Raw genomic sequence first — 23,205 nt, forward strand, 5'->3', positions numbered from 1 at the left:
CTGCAAAAAGAACGCCTCGATCGGGTCCTCGACCCAGACCAGCGCCTTGCCGGCCAGCGAACTGGCGCCGGCGCCGGTCATCAGCTCGGCGCGGGTCCAGTAGGGGATGAGCAGCTTGCGGCCGTCGGCCATCGAGCTGAGCCGGCCGCGCAGGCGCAGGCCCTTGAGCGTGTCCTTCAGGTCGGGCTGGCTGTCGCCGAGGTCGATGCCGATGAGGTCGTCGGGCGGCGCGTAGAGCGGCACGGTGAAGCGGCCGGCGCGGCTGCGCGAGGCGGTCAGCAGCGGCTCGTAATAGCCGGTGGCGAGGCCGGCGGTGCTGGCGTCGGCATTGCGCACGCGCCACGGCGTGAAGTGATCGGCGAAGTACTTGCGCACGGCGGGTTTGTCGCTCGCGTCGACGCGGGCCGCGTCGGCGCAGGCCACGGACCATTCGGCCCTGCTGCGCAGCGCGCCGCAGCTGCGCAGCAGGGCCGGCCAGGCTTCGCGCGGATCGTCGTCGTCCCAGCCGGGCAGGTCGGCGAAGCGCGCCGGCACGAGCGCCGGCGTGACCAGCGAGTTGGGCGCGGCGGGGCGGATCGGCGCGGGCGTGGCGGCGGGCGGCGGCGCGGGTTTGGCGGGCTTGGCCGGCGTGCCGGGCGCGGGCGTGGCTTCGGGCGCGGCGCCGGGCTCGCTGGCGGGCGGCGGTACGGTCGGCAGCCCTTCGGGCGGCGCGCCGACGGGCGTGCTCGCGCAGCCCGCCAGCAGCACGGCCAGGGCGCCGGCGGTCAGCGCGGGCGCCATCTGCCGCCACGCGCCGGCACGCATCGCCGCGTCGCCGTGCGAATGCGCGGCTGCGCCCGGCCGACGGCTGTCGCCGACGTTTCGAGGGTTGTCGGCGACTCGCGGCGTGGCGCCGCCGGTGGCAGGCTGGGCGCTGGCGTCGCGCGCGACGTGACGCGGGCCGCCGGGCGCGTCGAGCAGGCGTGCGACGGCGACGATGCGCAAGCGCATCCGGATTGCTGCTGCGGGGGATGTCATGTGGCTGATGCTGGTCGAAGCGCTGTTCGGGCTCGGACTATTGATGTTCATCGTCTGGTGGACGATGGCCACGCCGCGCGAAAGCGGGCGCGGCGGGCACAGTGAAGAGGAACTGGAAGCGGCCGCCGCCGCGCTGCCCGAACCCGACGCGCAACGCGATCGGCCCGGGCGCGGCGACGCATGAGGCTCAGTGCAGCGCGTGCGGCGCCGCGAGGGTGAACATCGGAATCGGCGCGGCGAACTGCGTGCCGTCCTCGGCGGTGAAGTAGTACTCGCCGTGCATCGAGCCGGTCGGCGTGACGATGCTGGTGCCGCTCGTGTACTCGAAGGTCTCGCCGGGCGCGAGCAGTGGCTGCTGGCCCACGACGCCGAGGCCGCGAACCTCTTCCACGTCGCCGTTGGCGTCGGTAATGACCCAGTGACGCGAGATGAGCTGGGCCGGAATGCTGCCGGCGTTGCGCATGCGCACCGTATAGGTCCAGGTGTGTTGACCGTGCTCGGGACCGCTCTGCTCGGGCAGATAGCGGGTCACGACCGTGATGTCGACTTCGTAGCGGGCTTTGTCCATGGCGGCATAGGGTAACGCGTGGTACGGGCGTTTCGCTGCGCTTCGTGAGGCCGCGGCTAGAATCGGCGGCCGTTTTCCGGGCTGGCGGCGGCGCCGTTCCAGCCCATTCCAGCAAGCGAGAAATCCATGTCCCAAGAGCGCAGCTACCGGATTGCCCCGTCCATTCTTTCGGCCGACTTCGCGCGGCTCGGCGAGGAGGTGAGGGCGGTCATCGATGCGGGCGCGGATTTCATCCACTTCGACGTGATGGACAACCATTACGTGCCCAACCTGACCTTCGGCCCGATGATCTGCCAGGCCGTCAAGCCCTACTGCAAGAAGGCCGACGGCACGCCGGTGCCGCTCGACGTGCATCTGATGGTCGAGCCGGTCGACGAGCTGGCCGCCTCGTTCGCCAAGGCCGGTGCCGACTACATCACCTTCCATCCCGAGGCGACGCGGCATGTCGACCGCACGATCCAGCTCATCCGCAGCCTGGGTTGCAAGCCGGGGCTGGTATTCAACCCGGCCACGCCGCTGAACTGGCTGGAGCACACGCTCAAGCAGATCGACATCGTGATGCTGATGTCGGTGAACCCGGGCTTCGGCGGCCAGAGCTTCATCGAGGGCACGCTGTCGAAGCTGGGCTATGCGCGCTCGCTGATCGATGTGCAGCTGGCGATGGGCGGCCGGCCGGTGCTGCTCGAAGTGGACGGCGGCGTGAAGATCGACAACATCCGCCAGATCGCCGAGGCCGGCGCCGACACCTTCGTGGCCGGCAGCGCGATCTTCGGCAAGCCCGATTACGCGGCGGTGGTGACCCAGCTGCGCGCCGAGCTGGCGCTGGCCGGCAGCGCGGCGGCCTGAGCCCGATCGGCTGCGGCGCCTGTCCGCAAGCCCTGAAAGCCGGCTAGGCTTTCGACCTCCCGCTGCCGGACGCGCCGCCGTCCGCCTCCCAAGATCAGGACGCCATGACTCCAGTCGCCATCCGCGCCGCCCTCCTCGACCTCGACGGCACGCTGCTCGATACCGTCGAAGACATGATGCATGCCGGCAACGCCATGCTCCGGCAGGCGGTCGACGCCGAACCGCTCACCCGCGACGACGCCGGCGCCATGATCGGCAAGGGCTCGCGCAACTTCGTCGAGCGCGCGTTTTCGGTGGCGGCCGGCCGCGACATGGACGCGCCGGTGGACGCCGAGCTGGTCGAGCGCTGGTTTCCGGTGTTCATGCACAGCTACCGCGCCTTCAACGGCACCACGGCCAAGCGCTATCCCGGCGTGGCCGAGGGGCTGGCGGTGCTGCGGGCGCGCGGCATCAAGCTGGCGGTGGTCACCAACAAGCCAAGCGAACTGGTGCGGCCGCTGCTCGAACGCTTTCAGCTCGCGCATTTCTTCGACGCGCTGGTGGGCGGCGGCGACACGCCGCAGAAGAAGCCCGATCCGCAGCCGCTGCGCCACGCCACCGCGCTGATGGGCGTGGATCTGGCCGCGTCGGTGATGATCGGCGACTCGATCAACGACGCGCTGGCCGGTCGCAACGCCGGCTGCAAGGTGCTGCTGCTGCCCTACGGCTACAACGAGGGCCAGCCGGTCGAGACGCTGGAGGCCGATGCTATAGTCGCCACGCTTCTCGACGCGGCGCTCTGGATCGACGGCTACAACGCCGCGCTCTGAACCGCACTTGCAAGCAGGCAGCCCGCGCATCGCGTCGCGGGCCGGCAAACCCGGGCCAGTCCCGCCAGATCCGAAGCCAAGAACCGCAACGTTCCATGCCTTCCTCGAAGACTCCGACCTTTCTCGCGCAACTGCGCTGGTGGCGCTGGCCCTCGGGCCAGTGAATGTCTTCGCGCGTCCCGGCCAGGACGCCTCCGCACCCTCGGCCAATCCCTTTCGCAACACCCAGTCCCGCCAGCCGCGCGGGCCGAACTGCGCCCAGTCGCGCGGTCGCCAAGACGAATACCGCCATGACCGAAATCGAATTCAACGCGATTGCCGCCGAGGGCTACAACCGCATCCCGGTGCTGCTCGAATGCTTCGCCGACCTCGACACGCCGCTGTCGCTCTATCTCAAGCTCGCGCATGACCCGTCGGGGCGCGCGCATTCCTTTCTGCTCGAATCGGTGGTGGGCGGCGAGCGCTTCGGGCGCTACTCGTTCATCGGGTTGCCGGCGCGCACGGTGCTGCGGGCGCGTGGCGATACCGTCGAGGTCGTCACCGACGGCAAGGTCGTCGAGACGCACAGCGGCAATCCGCTCGACTTCGTGGCCGAGTTCAAGGCGCGCTTCAAGGTGGCGCTGCGGCCGGGGCTGCCGCGCTTTGCGGGCGGACTGGCCGGCTATTTCGGCTACGACTGCGTGCGCTACATGGAGCCGCGCCTCGCGCGCCATGCCCAGGCGGTGCATCCGGCCGGCAAGCCCGATGCGCTCGACGTGCCCGACATCCTGCTGCTGCTGACCGAGGAGCTGGTCATCGTCGACAACCTGGCCGGCAAGACCTACATGCTGGTCTACGCCAACCCGGCCGAGCCCGAGGCGTTCGCGCGTGCCAAGGCGCGGCTGCGCGAGCTGCACGCAAGCCTGCGCAAGACGGTCGGCATCCCGTACAGCAAGCCGTCGATGCAGACCGAGATCCGGCGCGATTTCGCCAAGGACGACTTCAAGGCGATGGTGCTGAAGGCCAAGGAATACATCGCGGTCGGCGACCTGATGCAGGTGGTGCTCGGCCAGGTGCTGCGCAAGCCGTTCCGCGATTCGCCGCTCACGCTCTACCGCGCGCTGCGCTCGCTGAATCCGTCGCCATACATGTTCTTCTACGACTTCGGCGACTTTCAGGTGGTGGGCGCGAGCCCGGAGATTCTGGTGCGCGAGGAGAAGCTGCCCGGCGACCGGCACAGCAAGGTGGTGCTGCGGCCGATCGCCGGCACCCGGCCGCGCGGCAACACGCCCGACGAGGATGAACGCCTGGCCGCCGAAATGGCTGCCGACCCCAAGGAAGTGGCCGAGCACGTCATGCTCATCGACCTGGCGCGCAACGACATCGGCCGCATCGCCGAGACCGGCAGCGTGGTCGTGACCGAGCGCTTCGCCACCGAGAAGTACAGCCATGTGCAGCACATGGTGAGCAATGTCGAGGGCCGGCTGAAGCCGGGGCTGAGCAATCTCGACGTGCTCAAGGCGACCTTCCCGGCCGGCACGCTGAGCGGCGCGCCCAAGGTGCGCGCGATGGAACTCATCGAGGAACTGGAGCCGGTCAAGCGCGGCGTCTATGGCGGTGCGGTCGGCTATCTGAGCTTTGGCGGCGAGATGGATCTGGCGATCGCCATCCGCACCGGCGTGGTGAAGGACGGGATGCTCCATGTGCAGGCTGGCGCCGGCATCGTTGCCGACAGCGATCCCGAGAGCGAATGGAAGGAAACCGAGGCCAAGGCGCGCGCCGTGCTGCGTGCCGCCGAGCAGGTGCAGGAAGGGCTCGACGAGCGCTTCTGACGCCGTCGCCCGCGACCCCCACGAGACCACCGGAGATTGCAATGCTGCTGATGATCGACAACTACGACAGCTTTACCTACAACCTCGTGCAGTACTTCGGCGAGCTGGGCGCCGAGGTGCGCGTGGCGCGCAACGACGAGATCACCCTGGCCGAGATCGAGGCGCTGGCACCCGAGCGCATCTGCATCTCGCCCGGGCCGTGCACGCCGCGCGAGGCCGGCATCTCGTGCGACGTGCTGCGCCACTTCGCCGGCAAGCTGCCGCTGCTGGGCGTGTGCCTGGGCCATCAGGCCATCGGCGACGTGTTTGGCGGCGAGGTGGTGCGCGCCAAGGTGGTGATGCACGGCAAGACTTCGCCGGTGACGCACATCGGCGAGGGCCTGTTCGCCGGCCTGCCGAGCCCGTTCACCGCCATCCGCTACCACTCGCTCGCCATCCGCCGCGAGACGCTGCCCGACTGCCTGGAAGTGACCGCCTGGACCGACGACGGCGAAATCATGGGCGTGCGCCACCGCGAGTTCCAGATCGAGGGCGTGCAGTTCCATCCCGAGTCGATCCTGAGCGAGCACGGCCACACGCTGCTGCAGAACTTCCTCAGGCAGCCGGCGCTGGTCGCTGCCTGAGCGCCTTGTGCGGCTCGCCGGCAGGCGTCGCTTGCCGGCCATTCCCTTCAATCCCGACAACCTGCCTGCCCATGTCCATCACGCCTGCCGAAGCCCTGTCGCGCTGCATCGATCACCGCGAGATCTTTCACGACGAAATGCTGGCGCTGATGCGCCAGATCATGCGCGGCGAGATGTCGCCGGTGCTGATCGCGGCGCTCGCGATGGGCCTGCGCGTGAAGAAGGAAACCGTCGGCGAGATCGCCGCTGCCGCCACTGTCATGCGCGAATTCGCCACCAAGGTCGAGGTGCCCGAGCACGACAACCTGCTCGACATCGTCGGCACCGGCGGCGATGCGTCGCACACCTTCAACATCTCCACCACGGCGAGCTTCGTCGCGGCGGCGGCGGGCGCCATCGTGGCCAAGCACGGCGGCCGCGCGGCCAGTTCAAGCTCGGGCGCGGCCGATGTGCTGGAGCAGCTCGGCATCAATCTCAAGATGACGCCGGAGCAGATCGCCGGCGCGATCCGCGAGGTGGGCATCGGCTTCATGTTCGCGCCCAACCATCACTCGGCCATGAAGCATGTGGCGCCGGTGCGCAAGGAGCTGGCGGTGCGCACGCTGTTCAACATCCTCGGGCCGCTCACCAATCCGGCCGGCGCCAAGCATCAGCTGCTGGGTGTGTTCCACACCGATCTGGTCGGCATCCTGGTGCGCGTGCTGCAACGCCTGGGCGCGCGCCATGTGCTGGTCGTGCATGGCAGCGATGCGGCCACCGGCGCGATGCTCGACGAGATTTCGCTCAGCGGCCCGACGCGGGTCGGCGAGCTGCACAACGGCGAGGTGCGCGAGTACGTGCTCAATCCCGAAGACCTCGGCTTTGCGCCGATCGAGTTCGGCGCGCTTCAGGTGAAGTCGGCCGAGGAGTCGAAGGCGCGGCTGCTCGGCGTGCTCGATGGCGAACCGGGCCCGTCGCGCGACATCGTGCTGGCCAATGCCGGCGCGGCGCTCTACGCGGCCGATGTGGCGGGCTCGATCGTCGATGGCATCGCCCGCGCGCGCGAAGCCATCGACAGCGGCGCGGCGCGCGCCCGGCTCGATGCGTTCGCGCGCTTCAGCCAGCAGTTCGCCGCGGCCTGAGCGGCGCAGGGCGGCTCAGTCGCCCGGCAGGCCCAGATCGGCGTCGCGAAAGCCCGCCACGTCGATCTCGTGCTTCTTGATGAGCTCGAAGAAGGCGCGCCGGTTCTTGCGCGCCAGCCGCGCCGACTGCGAGATGTTGCCGGCGCTGCGCCGCAGCATCCCTTCGATGTAGCCGCGCTCGAAGGACGCGACGATGCGGCCCTTGAGCTGGCGGAAGGATTCGTCGCCGAGCGTGCCGGTCGCCACCATCAGCGGCCATTCGCCGCCGGGCTGGTCGCTGCGGCTGCCGGCCCGGGCGATGGCGGCATCGAGCCGGGCGCGCAGCTGTTCGCCGTCGAAGGGCGCGAGCACGAAATCGCCGATGCCGGCCGAGAACAGCGCGCGCAGCGCCGCCGTGTCGACCCGATGCAGCGCCACCACGACCGCCAGCTGCGGACTGGCGATGCGCCAGCCGGCCACCCGCGCGATCAGATCCTCCGCGTCGTCGCAGGTGACCACGACGGCGGCCGCCTCGGCCACGGCGGCGGTAAAGCTCGCATGCCGGCCGGCAAAGCCCAGATCGCGGTCGGCGCCTGCCGCCAGCAGCAGGGCCAGCTCGGCGCCGGTCGCGGTTTCCGGCGTCAGGTCGAGCACCACGCAACTGCGCTCGGGATGACCGGGCCGCAGCAGCCGGCCCGGCGTGCCGGTCGCCGGCCGCAGGGCTGGCGCACCGGTCTCGCGCGCACTTTCTTCGCTCGTCCGAAACCAGTTGAGGGCCTGGTCCACCAGTGCGCTACGGCTCGGTTGCATCAATTCCTCACTGTCGCTGTCCTTGTGAGGAAAAGTTTCACGAACCTCTCGGTCGTTTGCATCCTGCATTTGAGGGACGCGGCCCGGAATGACGTTTTTGTTCGTTGGCATGGAGCGTGCTGGGACGGGCCATGGAGGTGTGATCGTGGATACGTCCGTTTATGACCAGCTGGAAGCTTCGATCGATGTCGTCTGCGAGCGCTGCGACGACGGCGACGCCTGGCACGCCGTGCTCGGCGCGCTGGCGGCGGCCTGCGGTCAGCCAGCCTTGCGCTACGAGGTCTGGCGCGACGACGACGGCCCGGTCCACAGCATCGGTTCCGACGGCGCCGGCTGCGCCGAGCTGGCCGATGCCCAGGTGCTGGTCGGCGCCGGCGGTCTCACGGCCCAGCTCATCCATTCGCGCGATCTGCTGCGCACCGCCGCGCCCGAGCAGCGCGCGGTCTGGTCGCTGGCCGGTTCGCGGCTGGCCACGGCCGCACGCGCCCATCTGCAGGTGATGGCCGTGCGGCTCGCCGCCGAGGATGCGGCGCGACGCGAGGAGCTGCCCTTCCTGGTGGTGGGGCGTGGCGGCGTGGTGCGCATCAACTCGGCGATGCGCGGCTGGATCGGCGCGCATCCGGCCTGGCTGCGGTTGGTCGGGCGCCAGCTCGAAGACCCGCGTCATGCGATCGAGCGGCTGTGCGTCGGTCTCGGCGCGGCGGCGCGGGTGGCATTGCCGCTCGGTGCCGATGCCTCGGGCGCCGATGCCGCGCCGGTCAGCTTCGTGGCGCTGCCCTGGCCGGCGGCCGGCGGCACGCTGCTGTTGCTGCTTGCGCAGGAGGGCGGCGTGCGGTCGCTGCCACGCGCGCTCGATGCCGCCGCGCCGTTCGACGCCGCCACGCGCGCGCTGCTCGGCGACATCGCCGGCGGCGCCTCGCTCGATGCGCTGGTCGAGCGGCATGCGGTGGTGCGCATGCCGGCCCGCGCGGCGCTGCGCTCGACCGTCCCGGTGCGCGCGCCGGCCGGTCTGCACGATGTCGCGGCAGTCGCCGCGAATGCCTCGGTGCTCGACCTCGGTGCCGGCGCCAGTGCCTGCGCCTCGGGCGCCGGCTGATGCGGTAACGCTTGCTCACCACGGCGGTCGCCAGCGCCGCCGGGCCCAGGGACAAGGCGGTCCGGGGCCGTTGACACATATCAAGCCCGTCCCGACGTCTGCTGCTTAGAGTCGCCCCATACCCGCATCAGGGGCCAAAAGCATTCGAAAGGAGACGATCGTGCACGAAGTCGGCCACGCGTTCGCCGGCGTCGAGTTCGACGCTCCGCTGATTCGCCGTCTGGACCGTTCCGGTCCGCGCTACACCTCCTATCCCACCGCCGACCGCTTTCACGCCGGCTTCGGCGCCGAGCACTACGCGCTCGCGGTCGAGCAACGCAAGCTGCTCGGCAATCGCCGGCCGCTGTCGCTTTACGTGCATGTGCCGTTCTGCGAATCGGTCTGCTACTACTGCGCCTGCAACAAGATCGTCACCCGCCATCGCGAGCAGGCCGACGAATACCTCGGCTATCTGCTGCGCGAGCTCGACATGCAGCGCCAGATGTTCGGCGGCCAGCAGCGCATTGAGCAGCTGCACTTCGGCGGCGGCACGCCTACCTATCTGTCGCACGACCAGCTCGAACAGCTGATGGGCGCCATCGACGCCGCCTTCCCGCTGGCCGACGACCAGATCGGCGAGTTCTCCATCGAGGTCGATCCGCGCACGGTCACGCCGGAGCGCATCGCGCATCTGCGCCAGATCGGCTTCAACCGCATCAGCCTGGGCGTGCAGGACTTCGATCCGGTGGTGCAGAAGGCAGTGCATCGCGAGCAGAGCTTCGAGCAGACCCAGGAGCTGGTGCAGGCGGCGCGCGAGCAGAACTTCCGCTCGGTGTCGGTCGATCTCATCTACGGGCTGCCGCATCAGAACGTGATGAGCTTCAACCGCACGCTGCAACAGGTGCTCGACATCAGCCCCGACCGCATCGCGATCTACAACTACGCGCATCTGCCGCATGTGTTCAAGCCGCAGCGCCGCATCAACCAGGACGATCTGCCGTCGCCCGAGCAGAAGCTCGACCTGCTGCATGTCTGCATCCTGCGGCTGGCCGAGGCGGGCTATGTCTATATCGGCATGGACCACTTCGCCAAGCCGACCGACGGGCTGGCCATCGCCCAGCGCCATGGCCGGCTGCATCGCAACTTCCAGGGTTATTCGACCCATGCCGATGCCGACCTGATCGCGCTCGGCGTGTCGGCCATCGGCGCGGTCGGCCCGACCTACCACCAGAACGCCAAGACGCTGCCCGAGTACTACGGCGCGCTCGACGCCGGCCGGCTGCCGATCGTGCGCGGCATCGCGCTCACGCACGACGATCTGCTGCGGCGCACCGTCATCCACACGCTGCTGTGCCACGCCGAGCTGAACAAGCGCTCGATCGAGACCGCCTATCCGATCCACTTCGACGAAACCTTCGCGCCCGAATTGCGCGAACTCGAAGGCATGGCCAGCGACGGTCTCGTGACCATCGATTCGGAATGGATCACGGTCACGCCCAAGGGCCGGCTGCTGGTGCGCAACATCGCGATGGTGTTCGACAAGTTCCTGCGCGCCACTGTCGCCGAGCCGGTCAAGCGCTACTCCCGCACCATCTGAGGCATGCCCGCATCCGCCGGTGCGCCGGGGGCGATGGCGCACAATGGCACGATGCTTGATCTGTTGACTCATTCCTTCGGGCCGCCAGGCGCCGTCACGGTCGGCGCGGCTTTCGTGGTCGGTCTGATGGGCGGCGTGCATTGCGCCGGCATGTGCGGCGGCATCGTCTCGGCGCTCGGCATGTCGGCGGCGCCGCGCGAGCGGACCGTGGCTATCGTCGCGCAGCGCGAGATGCTTGCGGCGGGCGGCGCGGTGCCCGCCAGCGCCGGCACTGCGGGTGCTGGCTTGCAGCTTCAGCTGGCCTACAACGCGGGCCGGCTCATCACCTACGGCTTCATCGGTGCGGTGGCCGGCTCGCTCGGTTCGGCGGCGTTGCTGGCGAATGCGGTATTCCCGGTGCAGCACGCGCTCTATCTGCTGGCCAATCTGTTTCTGCTCGCGCTCGGCGCCTATCTGGCCGGGCTGTTTCCGGCGCTGGCCCAGGTCGAGCGGCTGGGCGGGCGGCTGTGGTCGGCGCTGCGTCCGATGTTGGCGCGCGTGCTGCCGGTACGCACGGCGGGGCAGGGCGTCGCGATGGGGCTGCTCTGGGGCTTCGTGCCCTGCGGCCTCATCTACTCGATGATTCTCAGCGCCATGCTCACGGGTTCGCCGCTGCGCGGCGCGGCGGTGATGCTGGCTTTCGGCCTGGGCACGCTGCCCAATCTGCTGGCCTTGGGCTTCGCGGTGTCGCGTGGCGTGCGCTGGTGGCGCCGGCCGGCGGTGCGCGTGGCAGCCGGCACGCTGGTGATTGCCTTCGGTCTGCTCGGCCTGTGGCGCGCCAATGCGGCGGTGCAGCAGCAGGGTGGCTGGTTCTGCGTCGCGCCGAGCGCAGGGGCGTTGCGATGACGCTGGCGGCCGAGACCGACGCGCGCGGCGACTGCTTTCACTGCGGCGCGCCGGTGCCCCGGGGGCTCGGGCTGTTCGTCGATTTCAAGGGCAAGCTCCGGCCGGTGTGCTGCCACGGCTGCGAGGCGGTGGCGCAGACCATCGTCGAGGGCGGCTTCGACGCCTATTACGAGCGGCGCGAGGCGCTGGCGCTGCAAGCCGACGATGCGCGGCCGGCGCGCGATCTCGATGCCTTCGACGACGAGCGCTTTCAGCGCGGCTTCGTGCGCGAGCCGGCACCGGACCAGCGCGAGGCAGTGCTCACCATCGAGGGCATCCGCTGCGCCTCCTGCATCTGGCTTGGCGAGCAGGCGGTGGGCCGGGTGGCTGGCGTGCTGTCGTTCAACATCAATCTCATGACCGAGCGCGCCACGCTGCGCTGGGATCCGGCGCGGGTGAAGCTGTCGCAGATCCTGCATGCGCTCGACGTGGTCGGCTATCGCGCCTGGCCGTTCGACGTGGACCGGCATGACGCGGTCATCAAGGCCAATCAGCAGCGCATGCTGCGCCAGCTGTTCGTGGCCGGCATGGGAATGATGCAGGTCATGATGTACGTGGTGCCGTTCTATCTCGACGGCGGCGGCGACATCGAGCCCGAGTTCGTCACGCTGATCCGCTGGGTCAGCCTACTGATGACGGCGCCGGTGGTGCTGTACTCGGCCGCGCCCATGTTCACCGGCGCCTGGCGCGATCTGCGCGCCCGCCGCGTGGGCATGGATGTGCCGGTGGTCGTGGCCATCGTCGCGGCCTTTGCGGCCAGCAGCTGGCACACGCTGGTCGATGCCGGCGAGGTCTACTTCGACTCGATCACGATGTTCGTCTTTCTGCTGCTGTGCGGCCGCTACCTTGAGGTCGGCGCGCGGCGCAAGGCGATGCAGGGCGTCGACAGCCTGATGCGGCTGGCGCCGCGCCGGATCGATCGCATCGGCGCCGACGGCACACGCGAATCGGCCCGGGTCGAGGACCTGGCGGCCGGCGAGCTGATCGAGATCGCGGCCGGTCAGGCGCTGCCAGTCGATGTGACGCTGGCCTCGGCGCGCGCCGAGATCGATCTGTCGCTGCTCACCGGCGAATCGCAGCCGGTCGCGCGCACCGAGGGCGAGGCGCTGCCGGCCGGCGCGGTCAATCTGCGCGCGCCGGTGCTCGGGCGGGTCGAGCGGATCGAGGCCGACAGCACGGTGTCGGTCATGCGCCGGCTCATCGACCGCGCTGCCAGCGAGCGGCCGCGCGTGGGCCGGGTCGCCGACCGGATCGCGTCCTGGTTTCTGGCGGCGCTGCTCGGGCTGACGGCGGTGGTCGCCGCGCTGTGGTGGTTCATCGAGCCGGCGCGCGCGCTGCCGATCGCGATTTCGCTGCTGGTCGTGTCCTGTCCCTGCGCGCTGTCGCTCGCCACGCCGGCGAGCTTTGCGGCGGCCATCAGCGCACTGGCGCGGCGCGGCGTGCTGCTGGCGCGTGCCGATGCGCTGGAGGCGCTGGCAACCGTCACCGACGTGGTGTTCGACAAGACCGGCACGCTCACCCAGGCCACGCCGTCGGCCGAGATCGCCTTGCTCGGCGCGCTGCCGGCCGATGCCTGCTGGCGCATCGCAGCCCAGCTCGAAGCCGGCAGCACGCATCCCCTCGGGCGGGCCTTGCTGCGCGGCGCGCAGGCGGCCGGCGTGGCCGTGCCCGAGTCGGTCGCGCGCACGCCGGTGCCCGGGCGCGGCGTCGAGGCGCGGATCGACGGCGCGCACTGGCGCATCGGCGCGCCGGCCTTTGCGCTCGACGATGCGGCGCAGGCGGCTGCGCTCGACGGCGTCGTGCTGTCGCGTGACGGCGTCGCGCTCGCGCGCTGGACCGTGACCGCGCCGGTGCGCGCCGGCGCTGCCGAGCTGGTCGCGCGGCTCAAGGCGCGCGGCTTGCGCGTCTGGCTGCTGTCGGGCGACAGCCAGGCGGCGTCGGAAGCGGTGGCAGCCCAGGTCGGCATCGAGGCGCCGCGTGGCGCGCTGCTGCCCGAGGACAAGCTCGCCTTCGTGCGCAAGCTGCAAGCCGATGGCCGCCGCGTCGCGATGATCGGCGACGGCATCAACGATGCGCCGGTGCTGTCGGGCGCCGATGTGTCGATCGCGATGGGCGAGGGCGCCGAGATCGCGCAGATCGCCTCCGATGCGGTGCTCGTGTCGCGCGACATCGGCGCCATCGACGCTGCATTTGCCGTTTCAACCCGGGGCATGACCATCACCCGGCAGAACCTTGGCTGGGCCTCGGTCTACAACGCCCTCGCGATTCCGGCGGCAGCCTTCGGGTTCGTCACGCCGTGGGTTGCGAGCCTCGGAATGTCGCTCAGCTCGCTGCTGGTGGTCTTCAACGCCTTGCGACTGTTACGAATCCGTTAGACTTGCTCGGGTTTGCGTGTATGGAAAGCCTGTTCATCCTCATCCCGCTGTCGGTCGGCATCGTCTTCGCGGCAGTGTGGATCTTCTTGCGCATGTCCAAGGGCGGCCAGTTCGACGATCTCGAAGGCCCGGCATGGCGCATCTTGCAGGACGAGGATCATCCCGGCGGCGGGCCTCAAGAGCCGACTGCACGTGACGACCGTCCAACCTGAGTTTGGCTGTCGGGGATTCGCGCTTGATCGTTGTCAAGCCCCCCTAGCCATCTCGCGGTTACGATTTCATACCGATTTTTGGGTCAATTCCTAGGTCTGCACGAGGGGTGCCATGGGTTCTTCAACTCGCGAAAGCACATATAACTACAAGGTAGTGCGCCAGTTCGCCGTCATGACGGTGATCTGGGGCATTGTCGGCATGCTGGTTGGCGTACTCATTGCCGCCCAGCTCGCCTGGCCGCAGCTCAACTTCGACCTGCCATGGCTCAGCTTCGGGCGCCTGCGTCCGCTGCATACCAACGCCGTCATCTTTGCCTTCGGCGGCTCGGCGCTCTTCGCGACGTCGTACTACGTGGTCCAGCGCACCTGCCAGACGCGCCTGTTCTCTGATGCGCTCGCTGCCTTCACCTTCTGGGGCTGGAACGCGATCATCGTCTCGGCGGCAGTCACGCTGCCTCTCGGCTTCACGACCGGCAAGGAATACGCCGAACTCGAATGGCCGATCGACATCGCGATCACCCTCGTGTGGGTCGCCTATGCGATCAACTTCTTCGGCACGATCGCCAAGCGCAAGGTCCAGCACATCTATGTGGCCAACTGGTTCTACGGCGCCTTCATCCTGGCGGTGGCCCTGCTCCACATCGTCAATTCGGCCGAAGTGCCGGTCACGCTGTGGAAGAGCTACTCGGCCTACGCCGGCGTACAGGACGCGATGGTTCAGTGGTGGTACGGCCATAACGCCGTGGGCTTCTTCCTGACCGCCGGCTTCCTGGGGATGATGTATTACTTCGTGCCCAAGCAGGCCGAGCGTCCGGTCTACTCGTATCGCCTGTCGATCGTGCACTTCTGGGCGCTGATCTTCACGTACATGTGGGCGGGCCCCCACCATCTGCACTACACCGCGCTGCCCGACTGGACCCAGTCGCTCGGCATGGTGTTCTCGCTGATTCTCCTGGCCCCGAGCTGGGGCGGCATGATCAACGGCATCATGACCCTGTCGGGTGCCTGGCATAAGCTGCGCGACGATCCGATCCTCAAGTTCCTGATCGTGTCGCTCTCGTTCTACGGCATGAGCACCTTTGAAGGCCCGATGATGGCCATTAAGACGGTCAACTCGCTGTCGCACTACACCGACTGGACCGTGGGCCATGTGCACTCGGGCGCGCTCGGCTGGGTCGGCTTCATCTCGATCGGCTCGATCTACTACCTGCTGCCGCGCGTCTTTGGCCGCAGCGCCATGTACAGCGTCCCGGCAGTCAACATGCACTTCTGGATCGCCACGATCGGCATCGTTCTGTACATCGCCGCCATGTGGATCGCCGGCGTGATGCAGGGCCTGATGTGGCGCGCCACCAATCCGGACGGCACGCTCACCTACACCTTCGTCGAAGGCGTGAAGGCCACCTATCCGTACTACGTGATCCGCGTTACCGGCGGCGTGCTCTACCTCAGCGGCATGCTTCTGATGGCCTGGAACATGTTCAAGACCATCGCCGGCGCGCAACCGGTCGACGCCCGCATCCCGGCCGTCGCCGCCCACGCGCACTGAGTCGAGAGGAGACAACAACATGAAGTTGAAGAACGATCTGATCGAGAAGAACGTCGGCTGGCTCCTGGTGCTGACGCTCGTCACGATCCTGTTCGGCGGGCTGGTGGAAATCGTTCCGCTGTTCTTCCAGCGCTCGACGACCCAGCCGGTGGATGGCCTCAAGCCCTATACCGCGCTGCAACTCGCCGGCCGCGACATCTATCAGCGCGAGGGTTGCTACAACTGCCACTCGCAGATGATTCGTCCCTTCCGTGCCGAGACCGAACGCTACGGTCACTACTCGGTGGCTGGCGAGTTCGTCTATGACCATCCGTTCCAGTGGGGCAGCAAGCGCACCGGTCCGGATCTGGCCCGCGTCGGTGGTCGTTATTCGGATCGCTGGCATTCGGTTCACCTGAACAACCCGCGCGCCGTGGTGCCCGAGTCGATCATGCCGGCCTACCCCTGGCTCGAAAAGTCGGCGGTTGATGCCGACGGTCTGGCACCGCGCATGAAGGCGTTGCGCGCAGTGGGCGTGCCGTACACCGACGACGAAATCGCCGGTGCTGCGGATGCCGTTCGCGGCAAGACGGAGCAGGAGGCGGTCATCGCCTACCTGCAGGTTCTGGGCACGGCCATCACTTCGCGCCGCTGATCGGTAGCAGAAGGGGAGATTGCAATGGAGCTGAACGTCTTGCGCAGTGCGGCAACGGTCATGAGCTTTCTGGTCTTCGTCGGCATCGTGGTGTGGGCCTGGAACGGCCGCAATCGCGCCGACTTCGACGAGGCTTCGCAACTTCCCTTCGCCGACGACGATCGAGCGGAAACGCCGGGAAAATAAAGGGGATTCGAAATGGCTGACTTTCTGAGCAGCTTCTGGAGTTACTACATCGCCGGGATCACGATTGTCGGGATCCTCGGTTGCGCATGGGTGCTGTGGTCGAACATGACGGCCAAGGTGAAGGGCCCGGTCGAGACCATGGGCCACACCTGGGACGAGACGCTCGAGGAATACAACAACCCGCTGCCGTCCTGGTGGGTATGGCTGTTCGTGCTGACCATCGTGTTCGGCTTCACCTATCTCGCGCTCTATCCGGGTCTGGGTGCCAACAAGGGCTCGCTCGGCTGGTCGTCCAAGGGGCAGTACGAGGCCGAGATCGTGAAGGCGGGTCAGCAGTTCGATCCGATCTTCGATCGCTATGCCAAGCTCGATCTGAAGGAAGTGGCTGCCGATCCGCAGGCGCATCAGATCGGCGAGCGCCTGTTCCTCACCTACTGCTCGCAGTGCCACGGCTCCGACGCCCGCGGTGCGAAGGGCTTCCCCAACCTGACCGACAAGGACTGGTTGGGCGAGGGTTCGGCCGAATACATCGAGCAGACGATTCTCAACGGTCGCATCGCCGCCATGCCTTCGATGGCTGCCGTCCTGGGGACGGCCGACGACGTGAGCAACATGGCCCAATACGTTCTCAGCCTTTCGGGGTCGGGACACGATTCGGTCAAGGCCGCGCTCGCCAAGGACAAGTTCGCCGCTTGTGCCGCCTGCCATGGTCCGGAAGGCAAGGGCAATCCGGCGATCGGTGCTCCCAACCTGACCGACAAGACTTGGCTGTACGGCGGTTCGGCGCAGACGATCACTGAAACGATTACCCTGGGTCGTACCAACCAGATGCCGTCGTTCCGGGTGTTCCTGGGCGAAGCCAAGATCCATCTGGTGGCAGCCTATGTCTGGAGCCTGTCCAACAAGGGTGAGGCGCCGGCAAAGACGGCAATGGCTGAATGATTTGCGTCCGTTGGTGGATCGATAGGAAGGGCGCGTATGCCCTTCCGTGCAGGAGTTGAAAATGTCCAGTAGTGGCAAGAAGTCCGGTGAAGTGGCCGGCATTGCTGCTGCGGGTTCTTCGAAAGAGGCCGCCTCAACCGCGGCCTCTTCTGCTTTTCAGCAGGCCAATGGCGAGAAGACGCGCGGCGCGGTCGACGATGGCGAAGGTCAGACGCTTTATCAGAAGCGCATCAAGATCTATCCGCGTGCAGTCAAGAACGGCTGGTTCGATCACTGGCGCTGGGCGCTGGTGTGGTTCACGCAGATCCTCTACTACGGAACCGCCTGGTTGCAGTGGAACGATCGCCAGGCCGTACTGTTCGACTTGGCCGAGCGCAAGTTCTACATCTTCGGGCTGGTGCTCTGGCCGCAGGACTTCATCTATCTCACGGGCCTGCTGATCATCTCGGCCTATGCGCTATTCCTGTTCACCGCAGTCGCCGGGCGGCTGTTCTGCGGCTATGCCTGTCCACAAACCGTGTACACGGAAATCTTCATGTGGATCGAGCGGGTGATCGAGGGTGATCGCACCAAGCGCATGAAGCTGGACGAAGCCCCCTGGTCGGGCCGCAAGCTCATGCTGCGCAGCGCCAAGTTCGGTGTCTGGTCGGTGCTGGCGCTCTGGACCGGTTTCACCTTCGTGGGCTATTTCACGCCGATTCGCGAGCTTGCCCATGAGACGCTGGCGTTCACCGTCGGCGGCTGGGCGCTGTTCTGGATGCTGTTCTATGCGGGCTTCACGTTGCTGCAGGCCGGTTTCATGCGCGAGCAGGTCTGCAAGTACATGTGCCCGTATGCGCGTTTCCAGAGCTCGATGTTCGACCGCGATACGCTCATCGTCACCTACGACACGGCGCGCGGCGATCCGCGTGGTTCCCGGCCGCGCAAACTGGATCACAAGTCGCAAGGGCTTGGCGACTGCGTGGATTGCGGCGTGTGCGTGCATGTCTGCCCGACCGGCATCGACATTCGGGAAGGCCTGCAATACGAGTGCATCGGCTGCGGTGCCTGCATCGACGGATGCAACGACATCATGGACAAGATGAATTACCCGCGAGGCCTGATTCGCTACACCACCGAGAACGCACTCGAGGGCAAGTATCCGGATACCCAGGTCTTGTGGCACATCCTCCGGCCACGAACCCTGATCTATACCTCGGTGCTGATCCTGATCGTTGCGGTCTGGGCTGGTGCCTTGTTCACACGCAATCCTCTGAAGGTCGACGTGATTCGCGACCGTGGCGTGCTGGCGCGGGAAATCGATGGGGGCAAGATCGCCAACGTCTATCAGATCAAGGTCATGAATACCGACGAGGCACCGCATCGTTATCGAATTGCGGTCAATGGCATCGAGGGGATCGGTGTTCAGAACGATGCGGTGATCGAGGTCGAGGCGACATCGACACATGCAGTCGCGGTTGAGGTGGCGGCGCCGATGGAGAGCGGTGAGCACGGATCCAACAAGATTGAATTCGTCATTGAAAGTCTTGAGGCTCCGATTCAATCGGTACGCGAGCGTTCAGTCTTTTACATGCCTTGAGCGAGAGTTGGTGTTTTGCATGAAATCAGTATCTGCGGATATGCCGCCCTGGTATCGCCAGTTCTGGCCTTGGGCATTGATGGTAGGGCCGGCAATTGTGGTGGTTGCCGGCGGCTATACCGCCTGGCTGGCGGTTACCAATCCCGAGGCCTTGGTGGTCGATGACTATTACAAGCAGGGAACGGCCATCAATCAGGCATTGCAGCGGGATCACGCGGCTGCGGAACTCAAGCTCGAAGGTGATCTCGAGTTGGCCGCAGATGGAAAGATTCGGCTGAGCCTGCATGCGAAACCGGATTACGCATGGCCCCCGATAGTGGAACTCCTACTCGCGCACCCAACTCGATCGGAGGACGATCTTCATGTCGAAATGCTCGCGGCAACATTGACCAATGGCGAGGCGCTTTACATTGCGCCTGCTCCAGCACTGAAGCCAGTTGCTTACCAACTGGTACTTCAGGATGGGGATCGCTGGCGGTTGGTTGCAGAGTGGCCAAAGAATGCCACCGGCGTGCATGGACTTAAACCCAACCTCGCAGCAAAGGGAGATCAATAACTCCCTTCGAGCGCGCGAGCCGGATGTAAATGGGTCTTGAAGCGAGCGAGGCAAAAATGCTCAGGCTGATGCAGGTGCTGTGGCCATCATTTTTGATGGCTGCAGCAGCCGACGGGGTGTTTTTTTCGATATTTGCACCCGGAGATCTCACTGTTTTCGGCTTTCCAATGCCTGAAAACTCTCCTGCGCTCTACACCCTGGGATTCATCGGCTTTTGGACCTTGTGCGCATTGTCCTCGGCGATGACTTTCATACTGTTGCGCGATGTTCCTGAATCGCCTTTCAATCACAGGCCTTCACGGATAAAGACTCATTCGAGTTCGTAGTCGAAATGATGGTCTTCAAGCCTTCGACGTCGAGCAGCACAATTTCCTTGTGTGCAACGGCAATCAGGCCTTGCTTGCGAAAGCGGGTGAGCAGTCTGCTGATGCTTTCGATGGTCAGGCCGAGATAGCTGCCGATTTCCTCGCGGGTCATGCGAAGCTGGAAGGCTTTTGCAGAATAGCCACGCCGGGCATACCGGGTAGCCAGATTGACCAGGAAGGCAGCAAGCCGCTGCTCGGCGCGCATCGCTCCCAGCATCAGCATGAGACCCTGCTCGCGCGTGATCTCCTGGCTCATCATTCGGTGGAAATGACGCTGAAGATTGGGAATTTCTCGCGAAAGATCTTCGATGCGGCTGAAAGGAAGTTCGCAAACCTCCGAGTCTTCCAGCGCTACTGCATTGCAATGATGACTTTCGGTGGCGATGGCATCGAAACCGAGCAGTTCCCCGGCCATCTGGAAACCGGTGACCTGTTCCAGGCCGGTCGAATCGATATGCGTGGTCTTGAAATGCCCGACACGCACTGCGTAGAGATTGGAAAAACGCTCACCCATCCGGAAAAGCATTTCTCCTTTCAGGACTCGCCGGCGTTTGGTAATGACCGAATCGAGCCTGCGCATGTCTTCGATATCCAGACCTACTGGCAGACATAATTCATGCATGCTGCACGATGAGCACTTGTTGCGCAGTGCTGCCATCTCAATGCCAGGGGTAAGTTGCGTCGGTATACTGGACATGCTCTATCTCGCGATGCAGTTAAGCATCGAGGGTTGACCCATTTCAGAGTTACTGCGGAAAGATAGCATCAGCACCCACTGCGTGCCAGTTGCATTCCGCTTCTCGGCGTTCTCAATGCCGCCCGCGTTTTTTTCCGATCATCCATGAGCGACATTCTCGACAAGATTCTGGCCACCAAGCGCGAAGAAGTGGCGCAGGCCCGCAGGGGGCGCAGTTTTGTCTCGCTCGACGCCGATGCGCGCCATGTCGTCGCGACCCGCGGCTTTGCGCGTGCATTGGCGGCCAAGGGGCGCGCGGGTCTGCCGGCGGTGATTGCCGAGGCCAAGCGTGCATCGCCCTCCAAGGGCCTGCTGCGCGATCCCTTCGATGCCGCGGAGATCGCGCGCAGTTATCGCCGCAACGGCGCCGCCTGCATGAGCGTGCTGACCGATCGCGACTATTTTCGCGGCGGAGCGGAAGACCTGAAGGCGGCCCGCGCGGCCTGCGATCTGCCGCTGCTGCGCAAGGATTTCGTCGTCGACGAGTGGCAGATCGCCGAGGCGCGGCTGTGGGGCGCGGATGCGGTGCTGCTGATCGTGGCAGCGCTCGACGATGCCCAGTTGGCCGATTTCGAGGCCGTGGCCTTCGATTACGGGCTCGACGTGCTGGTGGAAGTGCATGACGCGCGGGAGCTCGACCGGGCCTTGCAGCTGCGCACGCCGCTGGTTGGCATCAACAACCGCAATCTGCGCACCTTCCAGACCAGCCTCCAGACGACGCTGGATCTGCTCCGAGGCATTCCGGCCGGGCGCATGGTGATTACCGAGAGCGGCATCCTGCAAAGCGCCGATGTGCAATTGATGCGCGACGCGGGCGTCAACGGCTTTCTGGTGGGCGAGGCCTTCATGCGCGCAGTCGATCCGGGCGCGGCACTCGCGGCGCTGTTCGGTCTGGGCGCCACCGGCGGCGCCTGACGGTGGCGCGCTGCCACGAGGCCGGCCGAGGCCTTGTCGTGGCAGGCGCTGCGGCGGGTTGACGCTCAGCACGCAGTCTTCTTGCGGCGCCTGCCTGGTGCGGCGGTTGCGGTTGCCGGGCTGGCAAGCCAGGCGCCGGGCCGATCGAGTTGCACGCCGTCGCCGGCAGCCAGCTCGATCGTCGTGTCGGCGCTGCCCAGCTTCACGCTGCGCACCAGCAGCCGGTCGCGGCGGAAGGCGGTGATCTCGACCCGGTCGCCGACGCGGTAATCGGCCAGCAGCGTGCCGAGGTTGGCGTGGCCGACGCGCCGACCATCGAGGGCAACGAGCACATCACCGGCCGACAGGCCCGCCGTCATTGCCGCGCCGCCGCGATAGGCGGTGGCGATCACGCAATCGGCACCGGCGGCGCGGGTCTTGATGCCGAGGGCGGCGGCGCTCGCCGGCTTGACCGTGAGCTGCACGCCGGCGCTGACCAGCAGTTCGTCGAGCGGCAGATCGGCGCTGCCGTAGGCGAAGGCGGCGACCGCCTCGGCCACGTCGATGCCGGTTGCGGCCAGCACGACTGCCGCGAATTCATCCTCGCCGAGACCGCTGCGCTCGGCTGGCGGCAGCGCGTAGAAGTCGCGGCCGAAGCGGACCCAGAGTGTGCGCATCACATCGTCGAGCGAATGCGCGCCGGCCGATTCGCGCCGGATCAGCAGGTCAAGCGCGAGCGCGACGAGCGAGCCCTTCTGGTAGTAGCTGACGATCTCGTTCGGAGAGTTCTCGTCCTGGCGGTAGTACTTGGTCCAGGCGTCAAAGGAGCTGTCGGCCACGCTCATGCGGTGGCGACCGGGGCCGCGCGCCACGTCGTTGACGGTCTTGGCGAGCATGCGCAGGTATTGCGGCGCGTCGATCAGACCGCTGCGCACCAGGAACAGGTCGTCGTAGTAGCTCGTGAAGCCCTCGAAGATCCACAGCAGTCGCGTGTAGGCCTCGCGGTCGAAGTCGTAGCGCGCGAAGGCGGCCGGCTTGATGCGCTTGACGTTCCAGGTGTGGAAGTACTCGTGCGACACCAGGCCGAGGAAGCCGCGATAGGCGTCGCTGGTGTCGGCGCGACCGAGCGCGGGCAGGCTTTCGGGCGTGCAGATGAGCGCGGTCGAGGCGCGATGTTCGAGGCCGCCGTAGCCGTCGGGCACGGCGTTGACCAGGAACACGTAGCGCTCCATCGGCGCAGCGCGCGTGGCCGGCTCGAAGAAGGCGATCTGCGCTTCGCAGATGCGCTTGATGTCGGCGGCGAGCCGGTCGCGGTCGAGCCGGGCGCCGGCGCCGGCCAGCGCGATGCCGTGCGGCACGCCGTGCGCCTCGAACTCGATCCAGTCGAACGTGCCCAGCTCGACCGGGTGATCGACGAGTTCGTCGTAGTCGGCGGCTTCGTAGCGGCCAAAGCCCATGCGTTTGGCGCCGCCCTTGCCGGCAGCCGGGCGCAGCGCGGTGGCCACCTTCCAGCCGCTGCTGCGCGCGGGCGCTTCGATGTCGACGCTGCACGCTTCGTCCTCACGGCCGACCACGCGCAGGAACACGCTGGTGCCGTTGAAGAAGCCGCGCGTCTCGTCGAGCAGGGCGGCGCGCACGCTCGAATCCCAGGCGTAGACCTCGTAGCGCAGCAGCACGCCCTGGCTGCCGGCGGCGATGCGCCATGTGTGCTTGTCGAGCTTGACGAGCGGCAGCTTGCGGCCGGCCTTGGCGCCGTCGCGGCCGAGCGCGCGCGCCTCGATGGAGACGATGTTGCGGGCGAACTCGCGAATCATGTAGCTGCCCGGAATCCAGGCCGGCAGCGCGACGGTCACATCGCCGGGCGTGGCGGCCGGGTCGATGGCGAGCGTGATGTCGAACAGATGGGCTTCGGGCTGGCGGGCTGCGATCGTGTAGCGAATCGACGCGGTCATGGCGGAGGAAAAAGTCGGTGTGGGAGCGGATGACGCTAGCACAGG

Annotated in this window: 23 protein-coding genes; 18 read left to right on the top strand and 5 right to left on the bottom strand. The window is 66.9% G+C overall.

All coding sequences use genetic code 11. From position 1 onward, the window contains the following. On the bottom strand, nt 1–990 hold a 990-nt coding region (locus tag B9P64_RS19460; protein ID WP_176256905.1), incomplete at its 3' end, for an MltA domain-containing protein. On the opposite strand from B9P64_RS19460, the gene B9P64_RS19465 reads away from it, so the two are divergent. Next, nucleotides 977–1,201, top strand: coding sequence for a choline transporter-like family protein (locus B9P64_RS19465; RefSeq protein WP_235840056.1), 225 nt, complete (start codon nt 977–979; stop codon nt 1,199–1,201). The genes B9P64_RS19460 and B9P64_RS19465 overlap by 14 nt on opposite strands. A 3-nt stretch (nt 1,202–1,204) precedes the next feature. Here the strand turns inward: B9P64_RS19465 and apaG are convergent, their stop codons facing one another. Beyond that, complete coding sequence (gene apaG / locus B9P64_RS19470; protein ID WP_085317841.1) at nt 1,205–1,585, bottom strand: Co2+/Mg2+ efflux protein ApaG; 381 nt, start codon at nt 1,583–1,585, stop codon at nt 1,205–1,207. Nucleotides 1,586–1,711: 126 nt separating this feature from the next. Here apaG and rpe point away from each other — a divergent pair, with 126 nt between their 5' ends. From rpe to trpD, 5 genes are all read left to right on the top strand, one after another. Further along, nucleotides 1,712–2,431 carry a ribulose-phosphate 3-epimerase gene (rpe, locus tag B9P64_RS19475; RefSeq protein ID WP_085317842.1) on the top strand — a complete coding sequence of 240 codons (720 nt, stop codon included), beginning with the start codon at nt 1,712–1,714 and terminating at the stop codon, nt 2,429–2,431. Nucleotides 2,432–2,535: 104 nt separating this feature from the next. After that, complete coding sequence (gph, locus tag B9P64_RS19480; RefSeq protein ID WP_085317843.1) at nt 2,536–3,240, top strand: phosphoglycolate phosphatase; 705 nt, start codon at nt 2,536–2,538, stop codon at nt 3,238–3,240. Between the two features lie 290 nt (nt 3,241–3,530). Beyond that, complete coding sequence (gene trpE / locus B9P64_RS19485; protein ID WP_085317844.1) at nt 3,531–5,051, top strand: anthranilate synthase component I; 1,521 nt, start codon at nt 3,531–3,533, stop codon at nt 5,049–5,051. Between the two features lie 41 nt (nt 5,052–5,092). Beyond that, the gene (locus B9P64_RS19490) at nt 5,093–5,674 is read left to right on the top strand and encodes an anthranilate synthase component II (RefSeq protein ID WP_085317845.1); all 582 of its coding nucleotides are present in this window, start codon (nt 5,093–5,095) and stop codon (nt 5,672–5,674) included. Nucleotides 5,675–5,745: 71 nt separating this feature from the next. After that, the gene (gene trpD, locus B9P64_RS19495) at nt 5,746–6,795 is read left to right on the top strand and encodes an anthranilate phosphoribosyltransferase (protein WP_085317846.1); all 1,050 of its coding nucleotides are present in this window, start codon (nt 5,746–5,748) and stop codon (nt 6,793–6,795) included. Nucleotides 6,796–6,810: 15 nt separating this feature from the next. Here the strand turns inward: trpD and B9P64_RS19500 are convergent, their stop codons facing one another. Next, a complete protein-coding gene (locus B9P64_RS19500) occupies nt 6,811–7,584 on the bottom strand; it encodes a hypothetical protein (RefSeq protein WP_139826415.1) in 774 nt (257 codons plus the stop codon). A gap of 145 nt (nt 7,585–7,729) precedes the next feature. On the opposite strand from B9P64_RS19500, the gene B9P64_RS19505 reads away from it, so the two are divergent. The 11 genes from B9P64_RS19505 to B9P64_RS19555 all read left to right on the top strand — a co-directional run bounded on the left by B9P64_RS19505 (nt 7,730) and on the right by B9P64_RS19555 (nt 19,213). Next, complete coding sequence (locus tag B9P64_RS19505) at nt 7,730–8,680, top strand: hypothetical protein (protein ID WP_139826416.1); 951 nt, start codon at nt 7,730–7,732, stop codon at nt 8,678–8,680. 160 nt (nt 8,681–8,840) lie between these two features. Continuing rightward, on the top strand, nt 8,841–10,256 hold the full coding sequence (hemN, locus tag B9P64_RS19510; protein WP_235840057.1) for an oxygen-independent coproporphyrinogen III oxidase: 1,416 nt from the start codon (nt 8,841–8,843) through the stop codon (nt 10,254–10,256). Between the two features lie 51 nt (nt 10,257–10,307). Further along, on the top strand, nt 10,308–11,141 hold the full coding sequence (locus B9P64_RS19515; protein WP_085317868.1) for a sulfite exporter TauE/SafE family protein: 834 nt from the start codon (nt 10,308–10,310) through the stop codon (nt 11,139–11,141). Continuing rightward, nucleotides 11,138–13,555 (top strand): heavy metal translocating P-type ATPase, encoded by a 2,418-nt coding sequence (locus tag B9P64_RS19520; protein ID WP_085317850.1) that lies wholly within the window; start codon nt 11,138–11,140, stop codon nt 13,553–13,555. The genes B9P64_RS19515 and B9P64_RS19520 overlap by 4 nt, the downstream gene beginning before the upstream one ends. Before the next feature lie 20 nt (nt 13,556–13,575). Next, entirely contained in the window at nt 13,576–13,767 is a 192-nt protein-coding gene (gene ccoS, locus B9P64_RS19525; RefSeq protein ID WP_085317851.1) for a cbb3-type cytochrome oxidase assembly protein CcoS, read from the top strand. A 112-nt stretch (nt 13,768–13,879) separates the two neighbouring features. Beyond that, nucleotides 13,880–15,316 carry a cytochrome-c oxidase, cbb3-type subunit I gene (ccoN, locus tag B9P64_RS19530; protein WP_085317852.1) on the top strand — a complete coding sequence of 479 codons (1,437 nt, stop codon included), beginning with the start codon at nt 13,880–13,882 and terminating at the stop codon, nt 15,314–15,316. A gap of 19 nt (nt 15,317–15,335) precedes the next feature. Beyond that, nucleotides 15,336–15,950 carry a cytochrome-c oxidase, cbb3-type subunit II gene (gene ccoO, locus B9P64_RS19535; RefSeq protein ID WP_085317853.1) on the top strand — a complete coding sequence of 205 codons (615 nt, stop codon included), beginning with the start codon at nt 15,336–15,338 and terminating at the stop codon, nt 15,948–15,950. A gap of 24 nt (nt 15,951–15,974) precedes the next feature. Next, the gene (locus B9P64_RS19540) at nt 15,975–16,136 is read left to right on the top strand and encodes a cbb3-type cytochrome oxidase subunit 3 (RefSeq protein WP_085317854.1); all 162 of its coding nucleotides are present in this window, start codon (nt 15,975–15,977) and stop codon (nt 16,134–16,136) included. A 12-nt stretch (nt 16,137–16,148) separates the two neighbouring features. After that, a complete protein-coding gene (gene ccoP, locus B9P64_RS19545; RefSeq protein WP_085317855.1) occupies nt 16,149–17,078 on the top strand; it encodes a cytochrome-c oxidase, cbb3-type subunit III in 930 nt (309 codons plus the stop codon). 61 nt (nt 17,079–17,139) lie between these two features. Further along, nucleotides 17,140–18,657 (top strand): cytochrome c oxidase accessory protein CcoG, encoded by a 1,518-nt coding sequence (gene ccoG, locus B9P64_RS19550; RefSeq protein WP_085317856.1) that lies wholly within the window; start codon nt 17,140–17,142, stop codon nt 18,655–18,657. A 19-nt stretch (nt 18,658–18,676) separates the two neighbouring features. Continuing rightward, nucleotides 18,677–19,213 carry a FixH family protein gene (locus B9P64_RS19555; RefSeq protein WP_085317857.1) on the top strand — a complete coding sequence of 179 codons (537 nt, stop codon included), beginning with the start codon at nt 18,677–18,679 and terminating at the stop codon, nt 19,211–19,213. 282 nt (nt 19,214–19,495) lie between these two features. Here B9P64_RS19555 and fnr read toward each other — a convergent pair whose 3' ends face one another. Next, entirely contained in the window at nt 19,496–20,236 is a 741-nt protein-coding gene (gene fnr / locus B9P64_RS19565; RefSeq protein WP_139826417.1) for a fumarate/nitrate reduction transcriptional regulator Fnr, read from the bottom strand. A 183-nt stretch (nt 20,237–20,419) separates the two neighbouring features. Here fnr and trpC point away from each other — a divergent pair, with 183 nt between their 5' ends. Continuing rightward, nucleotides 20,420–21,229, top strand: a complete 810-nt coding sequence (gene trpC / locus B9P64_RS19570; protein WP_085317859.1) for an indole-3-glycerol phosphate synthase TrpC — start codon at nt 20,420–20,422, stop codon at nt 21,227–21,229. A gap of 65 nt (nt 21,230–21,294) precedes the next feature. On the opposite strand, the gene B9P64_RS19575 is transcribed toward trpC, so the two are convergent. Next, nucleotides 21,295–23,160: a M61 family metallopeptidase gene (locus B9P64_RS19575; protein WP_085317860.1), complete on the bottom strand. Its 1,866-nt coding sequence runs from the start codon at nt 23,158–23,160 to the stop codon at nt 21,295–21,297. Between the last annotated feature and the right edge of the window lie 45 nt (nt 23,161–23,205).

This window comes from Derxia lacustris, assembly GCF_002105195.1.
GTDB lineage: Bacteria > Pseudomonadota > Gammaproteobacteria > Burkholderiales > Burkholderiaceae_E > Derxia > Derxia lacustris.